Source organism: Vibrio sp. 11986-1-5 (assembly GCF_963878025.1).
GTDB lineage: Bacteria > Pseudomonadota > Gammaproteobacteria > Enterobacterales > Vibrionaceae > Vibrio > Vibrio injensis.
Map to the genome: position 1 here is coordinate 24,451 of NZ_CAWNVW010000052.1, position 20,552 is coordinate 45,002.

17 protein-coding genes are annotated in these 20,552 nt (G+C 45.2%); 15 read left to right on the plus strand and 2 right to left on the minus strand.

Going from position 1 to position 20,552, the window contains the following annotated elements; genetic code table 11:
- Positions 1 to 1,605, minus strand: coding sequence for an L-aspartate oxidase (gene nadB, locus AACS00_RS14305; protein WP_110167799.1), 1,605 nt, complete (start codon positions 1,603 to 1,605; stop codon positions 1 to 3).
- Between the two features lie 328 nt (positions 1,606 to 1,933).
- Between nadB and rpoE the strand changes: the two genes are divergently transcribed.
- From rpoE to acpS, 11 genes are all read left to right on the plus strand, one after another.
- Complete coding sequence (rpoE, locus tag AACS00_RS14310; RefSeq protein WP_072671466.1) at positions 1,934 to 2,506, plus strand: RNA polymerase sigma factor RpoE; 573 nt, start codon at positions 1,934 to 1,936, stop codon at positions 2,504 to 2,506.
- Positions 2,507 to 2,525: 19 nt separating this feature from the next.
- Positions 2,526 to 3,164 carry a sigma-E factor negative regulatory protein gene (locus AACS00_RS14315; protein WP_110167800.1) on the plus strand — a complete coding sequence of 213 codons (639 nt, stop codon included), beginning with the start codon at positions 2,526 to 2,528 and terminating at the stop codon, positions 3,162 to 3,164.
- The gene (gene rseB, locus AACS00_RS14320; RefSeq protein ID WP_072671464.1) at positions 3,161 to 4,123 is read left to right on the plus strand and encodes a sigma-E factor regulatory protein RseB; all 963 of its coding nucleotides are present in this window, start codon (positions 3,161 to 3,163) and stop codon (positions 4,121 to 4,123) included. The genes AACS00_RS14315 and rseB overlap by 4 nt, the downstream gene beginning before the upstream one ends.
- Positions 4,120 to 4,590 (plus strand): SoxR reducing system RseC family protein, encoded by a 471-nt coding sequence (locus AACS00_RS14325; protein WP_040903838.1) that lies wholly within the window; start codon positions 4,120 to 4,122, stop codon positions 4,588 to 4,590. Before rseB ends, AACS00_RS14325 begins: the two co-directional genes overlap by 4 nt.
- A 113-nt stretch (positions 4,591 to 4,703) precedes the next feature.
- Positions 4,704 to 6,497, plus strand: a complete 1,794-nt coding sequence (gene lepA / locus AACS00_RS14330) for a translation elongation factor 4 (RefSeq protein WP_072671461.1) — start codon at positions 4,704 to 4,706, stop codon at positions 6,495 to 6,497.
- Positions 6,498 to 6,583: 86 nt separating this feature from the next.
- The gene (lepB, locus tag AACS00_RS14335; protein ID WP_072671460.1) at positions 6,584 to 7,480 is read left to right on the plus strand and encodes a signal peptidase I; all 897 of its coding nucleotides are present in this window, start codon (positions 6,584 to 6,586) and stop codon (positions 7,478 to 7,480) included.
- A gap of 37 nt (positions 7,481 to 7,517) precedes the next feature.
- Positions 7,518 to 8,195 (plus strand): ribonuclease III, encoded by a 678-nt coding sequence (gene rnc / locus AACS00_RS14340; RefSeq protein ID WP_072671459.1) that lies wholly within the window; start codon positions 7,518 to 7,520, stop codon positions 8,193 to 8,195.
- Positions 8,188 to 9,153: a GTPase Era gene (gene era, locus AACS00_RS14345; protein WP_072671458.1), complete on the plus strand. Its 966-nt coding sequence runs from the start codon at positions 8,188 to 8,190 to the stop codon at positions 9,151 to 9,153. Before rnc ends, era begins: the two co-directional genes overlap by 8 nt.
- Before the next feature lie 144 nt (positions 9,154 to 9,297).
- Positions 9,298 to 10,023 (plus strand): DNA repair protein RecO, encoded by a 726-nt coding sequence (gene recO / locus AACS00_RS14350; protein WP_072671509.1) that lies wholly within the window; start codon positions 9,298 to 9,300, stop codon positions 10,021 to 10,023.
- The gene (pdxJ, locus tag AACS00_RS14355) at positions 10,020 to 10,751 is read left to right on the plus strand and encodes a pyridoxine 5'-phosphate synthase (protein WP_110167801.1); all 732 of its coding nucleotides are present in this window, start codon (positions 10,020 to 10,022) and stop codon (positions 10,749 to 10,751) included. Before recO ends, pdxJ begins: the two co-directional genes overlap by 4 nt.
- A gap of 6 nt (positions 10,752 to 10,757) precedes the next feature.
- Positions 10,758 to 11,150: a holo-ACP synthase gene (acpS, locus tag AACS00_RS14360; protein WP_110167802.1), complete on the plus strand. Its 393-nt coding sequence runs from the start codon at positions 10,758 to 10,760 to the stop codon at positions 11,148 to 11,150.
- A gap of 20 nt (positions 11,151 to 11,170) precedes the next feature.
- Here the strand turns inward: acpS and barA are convergent, their stop codons facing one another.
- The gene (gene barA / locus AACS00_RS14365) at positions 11,171 to 13,948 is read right to left on the minus strand and encodes a two-component sensor histidine kinase BarA (RefSeq protein WP_181397594.1); all 2,778 of its coding nucleotides are present in this window, start codon (positions 13,946 to 13,948) and stop codon (positions 11,171 to 11,173) included.
- A gap of 213 nt (positions 13,949 to 14,161) precedes the next feature.
- Here barA and rlmD point away from each other — a divergent pair, with 213 nt between their 5' ends.
- The 4 genes from rlmD to AACS00_RS14385 all read left to right on the plus strand — a co-directional run bounded on the left by rlmD (position 14,162) and on the right by AACS00_RS14385 (position 20,547).
- Positions 14,162 to 15,484: a 23S rRNA (uracil(1939)-C(5))-methyltransferase RlmD gene (gene rlmD / locus AACS00_RS14370; RefSeq protein WP_110167804.1), complete on the plus strand. Its 1,323-nt coding sequence runs from the start codon at positions 14,162 to 14,164 to the stop codon at positions 15,482 to 15,484.
- A 66-nt stretch (positions 15,485 to 15,550) separates the two neighbouring features.
- Positions 15,551 to 17,770, plus strand: coding sequence for a GTP diphosphokinase (gene relA, locus AACS00_RS14375; protein ID WP_110167805.1), 2,220 nt, complete (start codon positions 15,551 to 15,553; stop codon positions 17,768 to 17,770).
- 114 nt (positions 17,771 to 17,884) lie between these two features.
- A complete protein-coding gene (gene mazG, locus AACS00_RS14380; protein WP_110167881.1) occupies positions 17,885 to 18,688 on the plus strand; it encodes a nucleoside triphosphate pyrophosphohydrolase in 804 nt (267 codons plus the stop codon).
- 221 nt (positions 18,689 to 18,909) lie between these two features.
- Positions 18,910 to 20,547 carry a CTP synthase gene (locus AACS00_RS14385; RefSeq protein ID WP_072671452.1) on the plus strand — a complete coding sequence of 546 codons (1,638 nt, stop codon included), beginning with the start codon at positions 18,910 to 18,912 and terminating at the stop codon, positions 20,545 to 20,547.
- Positions 20,548 to 20,552 lie beyond the last annotated feature (5 nt).

Here is a 20,552-nt window from a genome sequence, read left to right on the forward strand (position 1 = left end):
TCATCTTGGTGAGAGAATAGTTGGGCCACTCTTTTCCAGTGGTTCAGGATAATCTAGTGTGTAGTGTAACCCTCTACTCTCTTTGCGCTGCATTGCACAGCGAACCATCAGCTCTGCGACCTGCAATAAGTTACGCAGCTCAAGGAGGTTATTGGATACTCGGAAATGACTGTAGTATTCATGGGTCTCTTGCTGTAATAACTGAATACGTCGTAAAGCTCGTGCTAGACGTTTATCGGTGCGAACAATGCCCATGTAATCCCACATAAATAGACGGAGTTCATGCCAATTGTGCTGAATAACGACTTCTTCATCCGAGCAAGTCACTTTACTTTCATCCCAATGAGGTAGGGAAGGTGGCATCTGGGCTTGAGGATATTGGCGTAAAATATCTTGGGCGGCAGACCAAGCATAAACCACACACTCTAACAAAGAGTTAGACGCCATACGGTTAGCACCATGCAAGCCGGTGTAACTGACCTCACCAATCGCATATAACTGTTTAAGATCCGTTTGGCCCTGCTGATTGATAACCACTCCACCACAAGTGTAATGAGCTGCTGGAACAATCGGGATCGGTTCTTTGGTCATATCAATGCCTAAATCCATCAGGCGGTTATGTATGGTTGGAAAATGTTTCTCAATAAACGCCGCGGGTTTATGGCTGATATCAAGATACATACAATCTGCGCCCAAACGTTTCATTTCATAATCGATTGCGCGAGCGACGATGTCCCGCGGAGCCAATTCTGCCCGAGGATCAAAATCGGTCATAAAACGGCTGCCATCGGGGCGACGTAAATAAGCGCCTTCACCGCGTAGTGCTTCAGTCAGTAGGAAATTACGAGCTTCTGGATGATACAAACACGTCGGATGAAATTGGTTAAATTCCAGATTAGCGACTCGGCAGCCTGCACGCCACGCCATGGCGATACCATCCCCCGAGGAAACATCGGGATTTGAAGTGTATTGATATACCTTTGATGCGCCACCGGTCGCGAGCACAACAAATTTAGCTCGAATCGTTTCAACATGTTCATCATTACGATTCCAGACATAAGCACCGACGACTTTATTCTCATCGCCACCAATTTTATCTTCGGTGATCAAATCGAGCGCATTGTAACGTTCAAACAGGCGAATATTAGGGTGATGGAGAATATTATCTTGCAGCGAGGTTTGCATCGCCATGCCTGTTGCATCGGCGGCGTGCAAAATGCGTCGATGGCTGTGGCCACCTTCTCGGGTTAAATGGTAGCGCGGCTGCCCCTCAGGGTCGTTCTCTTCTTTGTCAAAAGGCACGCCACCATCGATCAGCCACTGAACACAGGCTTTGGCGTGTTCAGCGATAAATTGTACCGTCTCTTGGTCGCAGATCCCTGCACCAGCGATCAGCGTATCTTGCACATGAGATTCGATGCTATCGGATTCGTCAAACACCGCTGCAATACCGCCTTGTGCGTAATAGGTCGCCCCTTCACTACGAGGTCCTTTGCTCAATACAATCACATGACAGTGCTCAGCCACTTGCAGTGCTAAAGATAAGCCTGCCGCGCCACTACCTACTATCAATACGTCGCATTGATGTTCTCGAGAGTCGTTCATAAGATGGTTTACTTCCTGAACTTTAAGTGGAACATGCCCACTTGAAATTAAACTAAAGCTGACAAGGTATTTACTTGTTGTACGCGTAACTAACCTTTAAGATTTTCATACCTTGTTGTCTATACCTCAAGTAATCTTAACTTAGGTATCCGTTGTTCATTACAGCATAATGCGCAGCGTAAAGGAAAATTTTACCTGGCATTGAACTTTCTGTGCGTAATTGAGTCACAATAGTGCTCATGTAAGCAGCGGTGTCAAGCAAGCATTCTGCATAATTAGAGCCCATATCTGAGAAGGTAGGGGGATAACAATAGGAGTAACCGCTCGAATGAACGAGCAGCTGACCGATCAAGTGTTGATTGAGCGAGTTCAGAACGGAGATAAGCAGGCATTTAATCTTTTGGTGTTGAGATACCAAAATAAGGTGTGCAATCTTATTTCGCGGTATGTGAGCAACTCTGGAGACGTGCCCGATGTCGCACAAGAAGCGTTTATTAAAGCGTATCGTGCGATTCCGACGTTTCGCGGTGAGAGTGCGTTTTATACTTGGTTATATCGCATTGCTGTCAATACTGCGAAAAATCATATCGTCGCTCAAAGCCGCCGGCCACCAGCGAATGATATTGATGCTGAAGACGCTGAATTTTACGAAACCAATAATGCATTAAAAGAAATATCGAACCCTGAAAACATTACGCTGTCCAAAGAATTGAAGCAGGTAGTGTTTAATGCGATAGAGGCGTTGCCTGAAGATTTAAAAACTGCGATGACGTTGCGAGAGCTGGAAGGTTTAAGCTACGAAGAGATCGCCGAAGTCATGGATTGCCCCGTTGGTACGGTGCGTTCTCGTATCTTCCGTGCTCGTGAAGCGGTAGAAAAGCGGATTAAACCACTTTTATAACCGATAATGAGCAATAAACATGGTGAAAATAATGGCTGACAAAGAAAAGCTTTCAGCGCTTATGGATGGCGAAGTGGTCGATAAATCGTTGTTACAAACGATCGCCCACGATGATGAAAGTCTCGATACGTGGAAAAACTACCACTTGATCGGTGATGTCATGCGTGGTGATGCACCCGTAAGTCCAGAATGGAATATTGCTGGAAGGGTCGCTCTCGCTCTAGAAAATGAACCTGCTCATACTCGGTTAAGCGTCGTCACAACAACTGAATCTGCTGAGCCTCGACTTGAAGAGCAGCCTGCGGCGCAAAAAGCTCGTCGCCAGTTACCCGCTTGGCTTAGCCAATTTGGGCAAGTCGCCATTGCTGCTAGCGTGTCGTTAGCGGTGGTTATCGGCGTGCAACAATACGGTGGTAGTGATACCGTCGGTGTGCAAGACGATCAAATACCGGTCTTGCAGACAATCCCATTCTCAGGCAGCGCTGAACCTGTGAGTTTGACGCGTGATTCCGTCAATCGACACAGCAGTAATGAAGCTAGTATGCAAGAGCAGCGTCGACGGATTAATGCATTACTGCAAGATTACGAACTACAGCTAAGATTAAATAGTGATAATCTGGCCCCCCACACTCAACTCGCTGAACCGGTAATGGAATGAAAAAAGTCCTGATCAGTGTGCTGGCACTGTTCAGTTTGCATGTGACTCAGGCCTTTGCAGAGGAATTATCTGCAGAGGCTTTGTTGCATCAGATGAACGACGCAAGTCAGCATCTCAATTATGAACTCTCTTATATTCTGCTAAAGAAAAACAGCATTGAGCCTTTGCTGTATCGTCACGCTCGGCAAGATGAGCAACAATTTGCGCATTTGATTTATCTCAGTGGTCCAGTACGAGAAGTGATTCGTCGTGGTAATGAAGTCAGCTACATCGAACCCGGTGTTGAGCCTTTTACGATTGAATCTGGCACTATGGTCGCGCCAACCATTCCGATGCTCAATAGTGATGTCGCTAAGCTTGGTCAATACTACGATTTTGTTAAGATGGGACGCGCTCGTGAAGCTGGGGCTGCCTGCCAAGTCTTGCGGATTGTACCTAAAGATGGTTTACGCTATTCCTATGTACTGTGGATAGATGAACACAGTTCACTACCTTTACGTGCCGATTTAGTTGATCGCGATGGAGAAGTGCTTGAGCAGTACCGTACTATTTCTTATTCGATTAATGATCAATTGGCTACGCTAATGTCTGGACTGAATAAGGTTCAACTGCCTGAAGTACTGTCATTACCTAAAGGTAATATTCAGCAAACTTTTTGGCAGGTAGGGTGGAAACCCGATGGTTTTCAACCTCTTGAGTTAAATCGCTATCGGATGGCGATGACAGAGCGTTTAGTCGAGAGTCAAATGTTTTCCGACGGTCTGTTTAATTTTTCTGTGTATGTCTCCGTTCGTGATGATCATTCACTCAAAGGTCAGTTAGTTCGGCAAGGCCGACGCACCTTACACAGCGTGATCAATGGTGATAATGAAATCTCTGTGGTTGGTGATATCCCTCCAGCAACCGCGCAGCGTATTGCTCAGTCGATCACGTTTAGTCGTCCTGAGGTCTCACCATGATGACCGCGCTAGCCACCGTGACTGAGGTAAAGCCCCAACCCAGTGGTTATCTCGTTGCGTTGAGTTGTGATCAGCAAACCAGCTGTAACCAATGTGCTTCGGTTAAAAGCTGTGGGACGGGGATAGTCTCAAAAGCGATAGGCAATAAAGCCTTATTTTGGCGCTTAGTGACTGATAAACCAGTCACCATCGGACAAATCGTCGAGATTGGTTTACCCGAAAAAAGCCTGCTGCAGTCGGCAGCCTTGGTCTACTTAGTCCCATTATTGATGATGATTGTGGGAGCGGTATTGGGAGAGCTTTGGTTTGCGCCATTGTTAGGAGCATCGGAAGGCATCGTGATCGCTTGCGCACTGCTGTTTATGGGCTTAGGTGTTGTGATCGCGAAATATTTTTCTACTCAGTTAGAAAATGACTCATCACAGCAGGTGATCTTGCTACGTGTTCTTGGTGAGCCGATCGCCTAAATTATGGTGCGAAGCCTAGCGAAATTGGGTAGAATCGGCCAACTTAAATGAAATGCCACTTCGGTGGCGTTTCTTATTCCCTAATCAGCAAAGAGTTTAGTCATCCCAAGCCTATGAAGCACATTCGTAACTTTTCGATCATCGCCCATATTGACCATGGTAAATCGACGTTATCTGACCGATTAATCCAAGTTTGTGGCGGATTAACCTCGCGTGAAATGTCAGAGCAAGTTCTTGACTCCATGGATCTTGAGCGTGAACGTGGTATCACCATCAAAGCGCAGAGTGTGACACTCGATTATCTCGCTAAAGATGGCCAAACCTATCAACTTAACTTTATTGATACCCCCGGACACGTTGATTTCTCTTATGAAGTATCGCGTTCTCTCGCCGCTTGTGAAGGTGCCTTATTGGTAGTGGATGCTGGTCAAGGTGTTGAAGCTCAAACCTTGGCTAACTGTTACACGGCCATTGAAATGGATCTCGAAGTGGTGCCTATCCTCAATAAAATTGATCTACCAGCGGCTGAGCCTGAGCGGGTTGCAGAAGAGATCGAAGACATTGTTGGGATTGATGCCATCGATGCCGTTCGTTGTTCCGCTAAAACCGGTTTAGGTGTCGATGATGTATTAGAGAAAATTGTTTCTCAAATACCGGCCCCAGAAGGGGACCCAGAGGCACCGTTACAGGCGTTGATCATTGACTCTTGGTTTGATAACTACTTAGGTGTGGTTTCTTTAGTGCGTATCAAAAATGGTAGCCTGAAGAAAAACGACAAGATCAAAGTCATGAGCACTGGCCAAGTCTGGGGTGTGGATCGAATTGGTATCTTTACTCCTAAGCAGGTTGATACCAACGGATTGGGTTGTGGTGAAGTAGGCTGGGTCGTCTGCGGTATTAAAGATATCTTAGGTGCTCCCGTTGGTGATACGTTAACCCTTGCTAAGAATGGCAGTGAAAAACCGTTACCGGGTTTTAAGAAAGTAAAACCACAAGTTTACGCAGGACTTTTCCCTGTCTCATCGGATGATTATGAAAACTTCCGTGATGCTTTGGGGAAATTGAGTCTCAATGATGCGTCACTGTTTTATGAACCAGAAACGTCTGCGGCGTTAGGGTTTGGTTTCCGTTGTGGCTTCTTAGGGATGCTGCACATGGAGATCATCCAAGAGCGTTTAGAACGTGAGTACGATCTGGACTTGATCACGACGGCACCAACCGTTGTCTATGAAGTGCTTAAAACCGATAAAGAGACACTCTACGTCGATAGTCCGGCTAAATTACCGGCGATCAATGACATAGAAGAGATTCGTGAGCCGATTGCGCGTTGTAATATTTTAGTGCCATCCGATTACCTAGGTAGTGTGATTACCTTGTGTGTTGAAAAACGCGGTACTCAGGTGGATATGATTTATCATGGTAACCAAGTAGCGTTGACCTACGATATTCCGATGGCAGAAGTGGTTTTAGACTTCTTTGACCGTTTGAAATCGACATCACGCGGTTATGCATCACTGGATTATGGTTTTCAACGTTTTGAAGAATCGAGCATGGTCCGAGTCGATGTACTCCTTAATGGAGAGAAAGTCGACGCGTTGGCGATCATCACTCATAAAGATCTTGCTCAAAATCGTGGTCGTCAGTTAGTCGAGAAAATGAAAGAGTTCATTCCTCGTCAGATGTTTGATATCGCTATTCAAGCGGCGATTGGCAACCATATTATTGCCCGTTCAACGGTTAAGCAATTACGTAAAAACGTATTGGCGAAATGTTACGGCGGTGATATTAGCCGTAAGAAAAAACTGTTGAAGAAGCAGAAAGAAGGTAAGAAACGCATGAAACAGATTGGTAACGTAGAGTTACCACAAGAAGCGTTCTTGGCTATCTTGCACGTAGGTAAAGATTAATTTTTTTGCATCGTGCGTTCAGCATTTGTTCTCAAGTGAAAGGGTCTTGGCCCTTTCACTTTCGTATTTTTAGATAAGGGAAGTCAATGGCGAATACATTTTCACTCATTTTGGTGATCGTTACTCTCGTGACCGGAATCATCTGGGCGTTGGAAAAGTGGCTATGGTCAAAAAAACGTCTACAAAAACAAGCTCAAGTGCAGAACGAAACCAATGGAATTGATGCGGCAGTTGTCAGCAAAATCGCGCCACAGCCTTGGTGGGTAGAAAATGCGGTGTCGATTTTTCCAGTGATCGCTTTTGTCTTAGTATTACGCTCGTTTATTTTTGAACCATTTCAAATCCCATCTGGCTCGATGATGCCAACGTTATTGGTCGGGGATTTTATTCTGGTTGAAAAATACGCCTATGGCCTTAAAGATCCTGTATGGCGCACACAATTGGTTGAAACTGGTAAGCCTGAGCGTGGCGATGTGGTGGTGTTTAAATACCCACCTAATCCAAGTATTGACTATATTAAGCGTGTGGTTGGCATGCCGGGCGATATTGTTCGCTACAACTCAAACAAAGAAATTTGCATTCAAACTCAACAAGATTCTCGTTGCCAAACGGTGAAGTTATCTAACGTACTTGAAAGCGAGTTTGTACAGAATAATATTCCATTAATGCAGATGGATGAGCAGTTGGGGCAACAGGCGCACAGCATTTTAATTAACCCGTTACGAATGGATAATGTTCGAGATTATCAACCTCGCGCGGGTGTTAATGAGTGGATTGTTCCACAAGGGCACTATTTTGTAATGGGTGATAACCGTGATAACAGTGCTGATAGCCGTTTTTGGGGCTTTGTACCAGAAGAAAACTTAGTGGGTAAAGCCGTAGCAATTTGGATCAGTTTTGAATTTGAACGATCAGCAGATAGCATCTTGCCAGCTTGGATCCCAACCGGAGTGCGATTTAATCGTATAGGTGGCATTAATTAGGTCAGCAGTTTGCTGACCCGTAACACATCGAGAGAGCATGAATTCTCCAATTAATAGATTAGAACCCAAACTCGGTTATCAATTTAATGATCCTGAGTTTATGGAATTGGCGCTTACTCATCGTAGCGCCAATGGTAAGCATAATGAGCGTCTTGAGTTTCTGGGCGATTCAATTTTAAGTTTTGTTATTGCGGACGAGCTATATCGTCGCTTTCCTAAGATCAATGAAGGTGATATGAGCCGCATGCGTGCCACACTCGTACGCGGCAATACCCTTGCGGAGTTAGGCCGAGAATTTGGCTTGGGAGATTACTTAAAATTAGGTCCAGGCGAGCTAAAAAGCGGTGGTTTTCGTCGTGATTCAATTTTAGCTGATGCCGTAGAAGCGATTATCGGGGCAATTTATCTGGATAGTGATATTGAGATGGTGCGCGGTATCATCTTAAATTGGTATCAACCGAGACTCGATGCCATCAAACCTGGCGTGTCGCAAAAAGATCCTAAAACACGTTTGCAAGAGTTCTTACAAGGTAGACGTAGTCCGCTCCCTGTCTATATTGTGACTAATATTAAAGGGGAAGCACACAACCAAGAGTTTACGGTATCGTGTGATGTTGCCGGTATTGCCACACCCGTTATAGGTAAAGGCACTAGCCGCCGTAAAGCCGAACAAGCAGCGGCTGAAACCGCTCTGGAGCAATTAAACCATGGCTGATAAAGAATTCGATATCGATGCGTACTTCGCATCCGATCAACAACCGAGCTCATCACCCGATAATCAACACTGTGGTTTTGTCGCCATTGTCGGTCGCCCTAATGTCGGCAAATCTACCCTGTTAAATAATATTCTTGGGCAAAAAATCTCCATTACCTCACGTAAACCACAGACCACTCGCCATCGTATTATGGGCGTGGATACCAAGGGTGATTATCAGGCGGTGTATGTTGATACTCCCGGGCTGCATATTGAAGAAAAGCGGGCGATCAACCGTTTAATGAATCGTGCTGCCAGTAGCTCACTCAGTGATGTCAATTTAGTCTTGTTTGTGGTGGATGGTACACACTGGACTGCTGATGACGAGATGGTGCTTAACAAACTGCGTCAAGCCAATTTTCCAGTTGTGTTATGCATCAATAAAGTCGATAACGTCAAAGATCGTAACGATGTGATGCGCCATATGCAGGATCTTTCTAGCTTAATGGACTTTGTCGATATTGTGCCTATTTCGGCTAAGTTGGGGAAAAATATTGATGTGTTGCATCAGCATGTTCGTCATCATTTACCAAAAGCAACGCACCATTTCCCTGAAGAGTATGTGACCGATCGTTCACAGCGTTTTATGGCTTCGGAAATCATCCGTGAAAAATTAATGCGCTTTACCGGTGAGGAATTACCTTATTCGGTTACCGTAGAGATTGAACGTTTTGATTACAACCCAGAAACCGATGGTTTCCATATTAATGCTTTGATTTTGGTCGAAAGGATTGGCCAGAAAAAAATGGTTATTGGTAAAAAGGGTGAGAAAATAAAAACCATTGGTCGCGAAGCCCGTCTCGATATGGAAGAGCTGTTTGGACGCAAAGTCTATTTGGAAACTTGGGTCAAAGTGAAATCTGGCTGGGCAGATGATGAGCGAGCTTTGCGTTCATTAGGTTATATTGACGATCTATAAATTGCGCCTAGTGAGTTAAACCAAACGGAGTCGCTTTACGTGGCTCTTCCCATCGCCATGGTCAGATCCTACAGTGATATTGCGCGATGTTATCGTCTATTTGGTCTTCTACGCTGTACTCTGACTGGAGTGATTGGTGTTGTTATGATTGATGGTTTTCAACGTTGCTTTGTTCTTAATCGCCGTCCTTATAGCGAATCAAGCTTAATCTTGGACGTCTTTAGTGAAGAGTATGGACGATTAACGTTGATGGCGAAGGGGGCTCGTGGCAAGCGTTCTCAGCTTAAAGGCGCCTTGCAGCCGTTTACTCCATTATTATTAAAATGGTCTGGCAACAGTACCATGAAGACATTACGTCAAGCTGAGTCAATCAGTTTAGGCCTTCCTTTAAGTGGCATCAGTCTCTATTCAGCGATGTACGTCAATGAATTAGTTGGCCGAGTCTTGGCGAGTGATGTTCCTAGCCCCGCACTGTTTCATGATTATCTGTTTGCGCTGACTGAGTTAGCGCAAAGTGATAATCCTGAGCCAGCTTTGCGTCGTTTCGAACTGGCATTATTGTCCTCTCTTGGCTATGGCGTTGATTTTTTACATTGTGCGGGCACGGGTGAGCCCATCACTCCGACGATGACCTATCGTTATCGTGAACAAAAAGGCTTTATTGCGTCGGTAAGACGCGATAACTTGACTTTTTATGGTGATGAGCTGATTGCGATCAGTGAACGACGCTTTACCACCAAAAATCAATTACAAGCCGCAAAGCGCTTTACACGCATTGCTTTAAAGCCTTATCTTGGCGGTAAACCTTTAAAAAGTCGGGAGTTGTTCCGACCCACAACGCTATCTAGAGCACGGAGTATAGAAACATGAGCTCAATTCTTTTAGGTGTCAATATTGACCACGTTGCCACGTTACGTAACGCGCGTGGTACCCGTTATCCTGATCCTGTGCATGCGGCAGAGATCGCTGAACGAGCAGGTGCGGATGGCATTACCATTCACCTGCGAGAAGATCGTCGCCATATTCAAGACCGTGATGTGCGTATTTTGCGTGAAACCTTGCAAACGCGGATGAACCTTGAGATGGCGGTAACCGAAGAGATGCTCGAAATTGCTTTAAACACTCAGCCTGAATTTGTCTGCTTGGTACCAGAAAAGCGTGAAGAGCTGACCACTGAAGGGGGGTTAGACGTACTAGGGCAGTTAGATAAAGTGAAAGCTGCGACGGAAAAACTGACCGCTGCAGGAATTAAAGTTTCTCTATTTATTGATGCCGATCGTGAGCAAATTGACGCCGCGAAAGCATGCGGTGCGCCTTTTATTGAATTGCACACTGGGCATTATGCAGAAGCCTCTAATGAGACTGAGCAGCAAAACGAACTGAAAAAAATCGCGGCAGCGGCAGCCTACGCCAGCGATCTTGGTATTACGGTCAATGCTGGACATGGTTTGACGTACCACAACGTAGCGGCAATTGCTGCTATTCCTGAAATTTATGAGCTGAACATTGGTCATGCGATTGTTGGCCGAGCGGTGTTTGATGGTTTGAGCAAAGCGGTCGCGGATATGAAAGCAATCATGGATAACGTGCGTCGTTAATCGTCGATGATTGTTGGCTTAGGCACAGACATTACTGAGATTGAACGCATTGAGAAGGTGCTTACCCGTAGTGGTAGCGCCTTTGCGGCGCGGATCCTCACCCCTGAAGAGCAGGTTAAATGTGCGGCTTTAAAACAGCCTGCGCGCTTTTTAGCCAAACGTTTTGCCGCTAAAGAAGCGGCTGCGAAAGCCTTAGGTACTGGTATCGCTTGTGGTGTTACGTTCCATGATTTTCAAATCACCAACGATACCCAAGGTAAACCCCATCTAATTCTGCATGGCCGAGCGAAGCAACTCGCCGAAGCCATGCAAGTCACATCCATTCATCTATCCCTTTCCGATGAGCGACATTACGCCGTCGCTACGGTGATTCTTGAGTCATTTTTTCCCTCGAACTGATTACTCATCATTGCTGCGCTTTAGTTGAGGTATTGTGGCGCTTCACTGAGTAACTTCTCCATTTCATCTTGCAGTTCAAATAATTCAGGCTCGATATCACTGACTCGGCTCCCTGAGCGCAGCATCTGTTCTAAGGTGGCACAGATGCTTTTCAATGATGGCGTGCCACTGTAAGAGCAGCTTCCGTGCAGTTTATGGATGTGATGCAGTAAATCATCTAACGCATACTGATCATCTTGTTGTGCTTGATTGACCACTTGAATCACATCAGGAAGATAATTGACCAACAGTTGTAACATCTCTTTGGCCAAATCTTCTTTTCCTGCGGCTTGCTTCAAGGCCAGTGACCAATCAATCACCATTGAAGTTGAGGGAGAGGATGGGGTGGGGTTGAGCTCTGCTTGATGATGGCTTAAAGGCAGCTTTTCTACACCGTGAGTTAAGTGGGCTGGGCTCCAGTGAACCAACACTTGCTGTAAAATATGCTCTTCAATTGGCTTGGTCAGATAATCGTCCATGCCTGCTTTTAGTAGTCGATCTCGTTCTCCAGCCATAGCGTGAGCCGTCACCGCAATGATTGGTGTTGTGCTATTAAGCGGTAATTGTTTAATTGCCTTACAAGCGGTAACCCCGTCCATATGCGGCATTTGAATATCCATTAAAATGATATCAAAGGCGCGCAGAGTCGCTTGTTCTACCGCGCTAATTCCATCGCTGCAAGTAATTACCTCTGCAACCCTTTCCTGCAGCAATGCACTGATCAGTTTTAAGTTGGCTGGGTTGTCATCAACCGCCATTACGGTCAAGGGCAGTTTATCTATTTCACGTGGTTGCTCGATAGGCGTCGGCAATGTCGGCTGATGAGCTAATAGGGTTTGTAATAGCTTACGGCGTGACAACGGTTTAGTGACGCATTGAACTGGGTAGTGCTTCATCAGTTGGTCGGCTAACGCAAGCTCGGTACTTGGTGTACCAATAATCACATGCGGTGCTAATTGCAGCGCTTGCTGAATCCATTGCTCGGCTAAGCTGGTGTCGGTTTCTTTGGCTGGTGATAAATTCAGTAAGACATAATCGTAGTGTTCGGAATCTTCAGGCATCGATGAGCGATAGGTAACCGTTAACCCAGCTTGGACTAATTGTTGTTGGACAATAGAAGCGGCTTGCATATTAGGTTCAACAAGTAATAACTGCTTATCCAATAGTGCCTGCGTATCAACCCAATCGCTGATAGGCATGGTTGTCGCAGGTAAACGCAGCGTAAACCAAAATGTAGAACCTTGATGCAGTCGGCTGGTTAAACTGATTTCGCCGCCCATTTGTCCAACTAATTTTTGCGTGATGACTAAGCCCAAACCTGTGCCACCGTAACGACGTGAAATACTCGCATCGGCTTGACTAAAAGCTTGGAATAGCTGAGCTTGTTGGCGCTCCGAAATACCAATCCCAGTATCGCGAACCATAAATTGCAGCTCAACGATATCATCCCGTTGTGAGCGCATTTCAACGCTAATATCAATATTACCTCGTTCGGTAAACTTAATTGAGTTGCCAACCAAGTTAGTCAAGACTTGTTGAATACGCAGCGGATCGCCAACAAGACCGAGCGGAATTTTCGGATCGACTTTTAAAGTGATCTCTAAGCCTTTTTCATGGGCACTGGTGGCCTGTAGATTAACCACTTCTTCTAAGGTTTCTTGGAATTCAAAAGGGATGTTCTCAAGTGCTAGCTTACCAGCTTCAAGTTTTGAGAAGTCGAGGATATCATTAATGATGGTTAATAAGTTATTGGCTGATTTTTCAATAGTTTGCAGGTAATCTGTTTGGCTATTGGTTAACTGGGTTTTTAGCATTTGACGCGTAAAGCCGATCACCCCATTGAGCGGAGTACGCAGCTCATGTGACATATTGGCTAAAAATTCAGATTTAATTCGAGCGGCTTCTTGAGCGCGTTTTTTGGCAATATCCAGTTCAACGTTTTGGATCTCTAATTGCTCAAGAGTTTCGCGCAGATCTGAGGTAGCTTGATCAATGCTGTGTTGCATTTCTACATGGTATTCGGATAGCGAGACCGCCATGGCATTAATGCCTTTACGCAGTGAATCCAACTCACCATGCATTTTCCCTTCAATTCGAACATCTAAATGGCCGCGCCGAATGCGGTCAACCATGTTTTTCATATGGGTGATAGGACGGGTCACATCGTGCATGAGACGAACGGCGAAAACGCTAGAGAGCACTAGGCCCATAATTAACACTAAGCAGGCGGAGAAAATCTCCTGATATTGTTGTAAACGCAGCGAGGAGAGATCTAATTCAATGGCAATATAACCCAGTACCGGTACCGAACGCGCGCTATTCGTATTATCTTCGAGTAGGCGGCTTTCTGCCAAAATCGGTGTACGGAGAATAAGGGTGTTATCATGTTGCTGGGCACTGCCGAGAACTGGGATCGGTTGCTCTTTAGGGTACATCAAACTTTCAAAATTGGGATGAAAGTTGGAGGTCACAAATAACTCATGGCGAGCATCGAATACCGCAATACTGCGTACTAATTTCGAGTGTTTACGATGAGCGTAACTAATGATCCGTCGTACCGATTCCCTACTTTGGTTTTTTAACGCTTCTTCGCTGGCAATCGCCAGTGGTTCAATGATACTTGCACCAGAATTGAGAACCTGAATTTCCAAATCGTGGTAACGGTTGAATGAGAATAAAGCGCTAAGCAGTAACCCAATAATTAAGGTTGGTGCTAAAGTCAGGGTAATAACACGCGCACGTAAGCCATATTTGGTCATTATTGTCTAAACATCGTGGTGTGGATATGGGAAAATAACCCGCATTACATTGGGCGAAGTTATTCAATCAATCGCTATTATTGTCGAGCTGTCTATTCTCAACGCTAAGCCACTATAGCTTAATGCAAGAGTCATGGCTTCGACAATCTTCCCCACACAGAATAGTGATGCTGGGGCAAAAACCTTTTTATAAATCACACTTAGGCATAAAGCATGGCACGTTTTTTCCAAGCGAAGAAGAATACCTCGATTCAATCTAAACATCAGTCAGTCATGGTGACGAAGCTGGATCATCTCGGCGCGGGAATGGCGTATCAGCAAGACAAACCGATTTTTATTGACGGAGCGTTGCCTGGTGAAGAAGTTGTAATTCAACTCACTGAGAGTAAAAGCAAATTTTCTCGGGCAAAGCTTATCAAAGTGCTTAAACCCAGTCCTGAGCGTATCGTGCCATTTTGTCAACATTATCAGCAGTGTGGTGGATGCGATTTACAGCACCTCTCTCGTGGCGCGCAAGTGGCTCATAAACAGCAGACCCTTAGCCATTTAATGAGTAAGTTCGCTAAGCAAACGGTGCCATTATCGGCACCGATCACTGAGCAAGATAAAGGCTATCGTCGTCGAGCGCGGCTCAGTTTATGGTGGGATAAAAAAACGCAGCAATTGCAGGTTGGTTTTCGGCGTAAACAGAGTAAAAGTATTATCAACATTACCGATTGCCCAGTACTGGATCCTCATCTTAATCAATGCGTCGCTGAGTTAAAGCCCTTATTGAGCGGTTTTCAGCATCCTGAACAACTAGGACATATCGAGCTGGTTAAGGCTGATAATACCAGCGTGCTTTTATTACGCCATTTAGGATCGTTACCAAGTGCGGATAAACAACGTTTGTCTGAATTCGCTCAGCGTCATCAATTGGCATTGTATTTGTTGACGGATAACCAGCCGTTGGAGCATGTACAAGGTGAAGCGCCCTACTACCAAGAGGCGGGAGTGACGATGCATTTTTTGCCTACTCACTTCATTCAGGTCAATCAGTCAATCAACCAACGTATGGTTGCTCAAGCTATCGAATGGTTAGACGTTCAATCCAGTGATCGAGTATTGGATCTCTTTTGTGGCTTAGGCAACTTTAGCTTACCGTTGGCACGCATTGCTCACTATGTGGTGGGGGTTGAAGGCGTCGATGAGATGGTCTTGGTGGCCAGTAAAAATGCCGATTTGAACCAGATCAATAATAGTGCGTTTTACCAAGCCAATTTGGAACAAGATATGACGAAGGCTGAGTGGGCGGCGGAAAAGTTTGATAAAATATTGCTTGACCCTGCGCGAGCAGGTGCGGCTGGGATCATTGAACAACTCGGGGCGCTGGCGGCGGAACGTATTGTCTATGTTTCGTGTAACCCCGCAACCTTAGCTCGTGATAGCCAAAGTTTACTCAATCAAGGTTATCATTTGGCGAAATTAGCTATGCTTGATATGTTTCCTCATACTAGCCATCTAGAGTCGATGGCCTTGTTTGTAAAAAATCGGTAACTGGCTGAACTTTCGGGAGCGAAAGTCAGTCGATACCCTAAAATCTAAAAAATTAGGATTATCTCTATGGTTGCAGTTCGTAGCGCACATTTAAACCCAGACGAACAGTTTGAACTAGAAAAATGGATTGCTAGTTTACAGCAAGAGAGCAAAACGTCGGTAAGGCTAACGGAAGTCTATCGTCAGTGTGAGCATTGGCTTGATGGCCATTCTCAAGGCCCAATATTGCTATGGCGTGGGCGTGAGATGATCGAAATTTTGATCACTTTGTCGATGGATAGAGCCACTTTAGTGGCAGCGCTACTGTTTCCAATTGCCACCAGCGGTTTGCTGGATCAAGAAGAACTTGAAGAGCATTACGGCAAAGAGATCATCAAGTTGATTCATGGGGTCGAAGAGATGGCGGCGATTGGTCAGCTCAATATCACCATGCAGGGCAGTGAAGCATCGGCACAAGTTGATAATGTTCGACGTATGCTGTTAGCGATGGTTGATGATTTTCGTTGTGTGGTGATTAAGTTAGCGGAACGTATTTGTAACTTACGCGAAGTGAAAGATCAGCCCGATGAAGTGCGTCGCGCAGCCGCGAAAGAGTGTGCCAATATTTATGCGCCATTGGCCAACCGTTTGGGGATTGGTCAGCTCAAGTGGGAAATTGAGGATTACGCGTTTCGTTATCAACAACCGGACACTTATAAGCAAATCGCTAAACAGCTTTCTGAGCGGCGTATCGTTCGTGAGCAATATATCCGTGATTTCGTCAATGATCTACGCCAAGAGATGAAAGCGTTAAATATCAATGCCGAGGTGAGTGGTCGCCCTAAACATATCTACAGCATTTGGCGCAAAATGCAGAAGAAAAATCTCGCCTTTGACGAGCTATTTGATGTGCGAGCGGTGCGAATTATCGCTGATAAATTGCAAGATTGTTACGCCGCATTGGGCATCGTGCATACTAAGTATAAACACTTGCCGGGCGAATTTGACGACTATGTGGCTAACCCGAAGCCTAATGGTTATCAGTCGATCCATACGGTGATTTTAGGCCCCGAAGGCAAAACCATAGAGATTCAGATCCGAACTAAACAGATGCATGAAGAGTCTGAGCTTGGCGTTGCCGCGCACTGGAAATATAAAGAAGGGGCATCGGCTGCGCGTAGTGGCTATGACGAGAAAATCACTTGGCTGCGTAAGCTGCTTGATTGGCAAGAAGAGATGTCGGATTCTGGTGAAATGCTTGATGAACTGCGTAGTCAAGTCTTTGACGACCGGGTCTATGCCTTTACACCTCGTGGTGACGTCGTCGATTTACCGATGGGCGCCACACCGCTCGATTTTGCGTACCATATTCACTCAGAAGTGGGCCATCGTTGTATTGGCGCTAAAGTCGCAGGGCGTATCGTGCCGTTTACCCATAAATTACACATGGGTGACCAAGTCGAAATTATTACCGCCAAAGAGCCAAATCCTTCACGTGACTGGTTAAACCCGTCATTAGGCTTTGTTCATTCTGGTCGAGCTCGCGCTAAAATTAATGCTTGGTTCCGTAAACAGAGCCGAGAAAAAAATCTCGAAGCGGGACGTGAAATTCTCGAAAATGAATTAGCAAAAATTGGTGCTAAGTTAAAAGACGCTGAAGCGTACGCATTAAAGCGTTTCAATGTTAACAGTGCCGATGAGTTGTATGTGGGTGTCGGTAGTGGTGATTTACGCATCAATCAAATAATCAACCATATCAATGCCTTAGTTAACAAGCCTACCGCTGAAGAAGAGGATAAACTCGCCTTAGAAAAATTAGCGGGTGAAGTAAAAGCGACAACGACTCAAACCACTCATAAGGATGCAGTCGTGGTGCAAGGGGTAGATAATTTAATGACCCATCTTGCTCGTTGCTGTCAGCCGATCCCTGGTGATGACATTCGTGGTTACATCACTCAAGGGCGTGGTATTTCGGTACATCGTAGCGATTGTGAGCAACTTGAAGAACTGATTCACCATGCGCCTGAGCGAATCATTGATACCGTGTGGGGACGAGGTTTTATTGGAACTTATCGCTTAACGTTACGTATTGAAGCGATGGAGCGTAGTGGATTATTAAAAGACATCACCACATTACTGGCTAACGAGAAAGTGAAAGTGATCAGCATGAAAAGTCGCAGTGATTATAAACGTCAATTGTCGATCATGGACTTTGAGTTAGAGGTGAACAGTGTTGAAGTTCTACAGCGGATCATCAAACGCACAGAGCAGATCAAAGATGTCATGCTCGTCAAACGATTGGGTTAAGCCCCGCGACCATTAGTGCGAATCGCGATAGCGTAATGTTGTTGATTCACCCTTCAATAACGAGGTGCGATGATGTTCATTGACCTCGTTATGACGTATCAAGAAAGAGAAAATATGTCTCATCCTATTGTACAACTTGAACAGATTATGGCGCAGTTACGTGATAAAGAGCATGGCTGCCCATGGGATAAACAACAAACCTTTGAGACGATTATTCCGCATACCATCGAAGAAACCTATGAAGTCGTCGATGCGATTGTCCAGCAAGATTGGCCCAACTTACAAGAAGAGCTCGGTGATTTACTGTTCCAAGTGATTTTTTATAGCCAGCTTGCTAAAGAGCAAGGTTTGTTCGATTTTTCTGATGTGGTAGACACCGTTAATGAAAAGCTCACTCGCCGTCATCCGCATGTTTTTTCTGACGCCAAGTTTGCCGATGAGCAGCAACTCAACGCCCATTGGCAAGCCGAAAAACGTAAAGAAAAGCAGCAAGCAGGCAAAACAGAACAAAGTATTCTAGACTCAGTACCACAGGCGTTACCGGCTTTGTCTCGCGCGAACAAAATCCAAAAAAAATGCGCTCAATTTGGTTTTGATTGGGCAAGTATCGGCCCTGTGGCGGAGAAGGTGCAGGAAGAGTTGGATGAAGTCATGACGGAAGCACTGCAAGTGCCCGTTGATGAGCAAAAGTTAGAGGAAGAGCTGGGAGATTTACTGTTTGCGACGGTGAATTTGGTTCGTCATTTAGGTAAGGATCCTGAACTGGCCTTAAATAAAGCCAATCATAAGTTTGTACGTCGTTTTCAAGCTGTAGAGCAATTAGCATCATCAGCTCAGCAACCGTTAACCAGCCTGACATTAAATGAGTTAGATGCGTTATGGGAACAAGTAAAAAGACAAGAGCGAAAGGTTCGTTGACTCCATGTATCGCATGGATCTTCTTACTGCGTCATTTTGAGCGAGTTAATCAACCATGGTGAGCAAAGAAAAAGCACCGACTTCAATCTGTTTGATTTGAAGCAAAAAATAAAAAACTGAGTGTGATAGATTTCACGTTGTGGCGATAAATGGGTTCTGGTATAGTTTTATCCCGTCCAGAAGAAATCCATTTCCCTCATTCAACCAATTTCAGGTTAAACATGACAACAAATTATATTTTTGTTACTGGCGGGGTTGTATCCTCTCTAGGTAAAGGTATTGCAGCAGCATCGCTTGCGGCGATTTTAGAAGCTCGTGGTCTTAAAGTGACCATGATGAAGCTTGACCCTTACATCAACGTTGATCCAGGCACAATGAGCCCAACCCAACATGGTGAAGTGTTTGTCACGGAAGATGGCGCTGAAACTGACCTTGACCTTGGTCACTACGAACGTTTCATTCGTACCAAAATGACCAAGCGCAATAACTTTACTGCTGGTCGTGTTTATGCTGATGTATTGCGTAAAGAGCGTCGTGGTGATTACCTAGGTGCAACGATTCAGGTTATTCCTCATATTACCAATGCGATCAAAGATCGTGTTCTTGCTGGCTCTGAAGGCCATGAAATCGCAATTGTTGAAGTCGGCGGTACCGTGGGTGATATCGAGTCTTTACCTTTTATGGAAGCCATTCGTCAATTAGCCATTGAAGTGGGTCGCGAGCGTGCGATGTTTATGCATCTAACGTTAGTGCCTTATCTTGCTGCTGCTGGTGAAGTAAAAACCAAGCCAACCCAACATTCGGTTAAAGAATTACTCTCAATTGGTATTCAACCAGACATCCTTGTTTGCCGTAGTGATCGAGTGATCCCAGCGAATGAACGTAAGAAGATAGCTCTGTTCTGTAATGTGCCTGAAAAAGCCGTTATCTCGATGAAGGATGTTGATTCAATCTACAAAATCCCTCAGCTTATCAAGTCACAAGGTTTAGATGACTTGGTATGTGCACGTTTTGGTATTACCGCTCCAGAAGCCGATCTTACTGAATGGGAACGAGTCATTTATGAAGATGCTAACCCAACAGGTGAAGTCACGATTGGTATGGTCGGTAAATACATCGAGTTACCGGATGCTTATAAATCGGTTAACGAAGCACTGAAACATGCAGGTCTTAAAAATCGTTTAAGCGTGCATATCAAATACATCGATTCGCAAGATGTTGAAACCAAAGGCATTGAAATCTTACAAGGCGTAGATGCTATTTTGGTTCCTGGTGGTTTTGGTGATCGTGGTATTGAAGGTAAAATTCTTGCCGCTCAATATGCACGTGAAAATAATGTCCCTTATTTAGGTATCTGTCTAGGGATGCAAGTGGCGTTGATTGAATACGCACGTAATGTCGCCGGTATGGAAGGCGCGCATTCAACAGAATTTAACAAAGAAACCCCATTCCCTGTGGTAGGCTTAATTACCGAATGGGTTGATGGTGAAGGTAACGTAGAAGAGCGTACCGAAAGTTCCGATTTGGGCGGCACCATGCGTCTAGGTTCGCAGCTTTGCCATTTGGCGAAAGGCACTAAAGCTTATGAGCTTTACGGCAGCGCGACGATTCATGAACGTCATCGTCATCGTTACGAAGTCAATAACCATCTTCGTCCAAAAATTGAAAAAGCAGGCCTGAAAGTGTCTGGATTGTCAGCTGACAAGAAACTGGTGGAAGTGATTGAAAACCCTGCTCATCCATGGTTTGTTGCGGCTCAATTCCACCCAGAATTCACATCAACGCCTCGTGATGGTCATCCATTATTTGCAGGTTTTGTGAAAGCAGCCGGTCAGTTCCAACGCGGTGAATTGAAGTAAAAGGA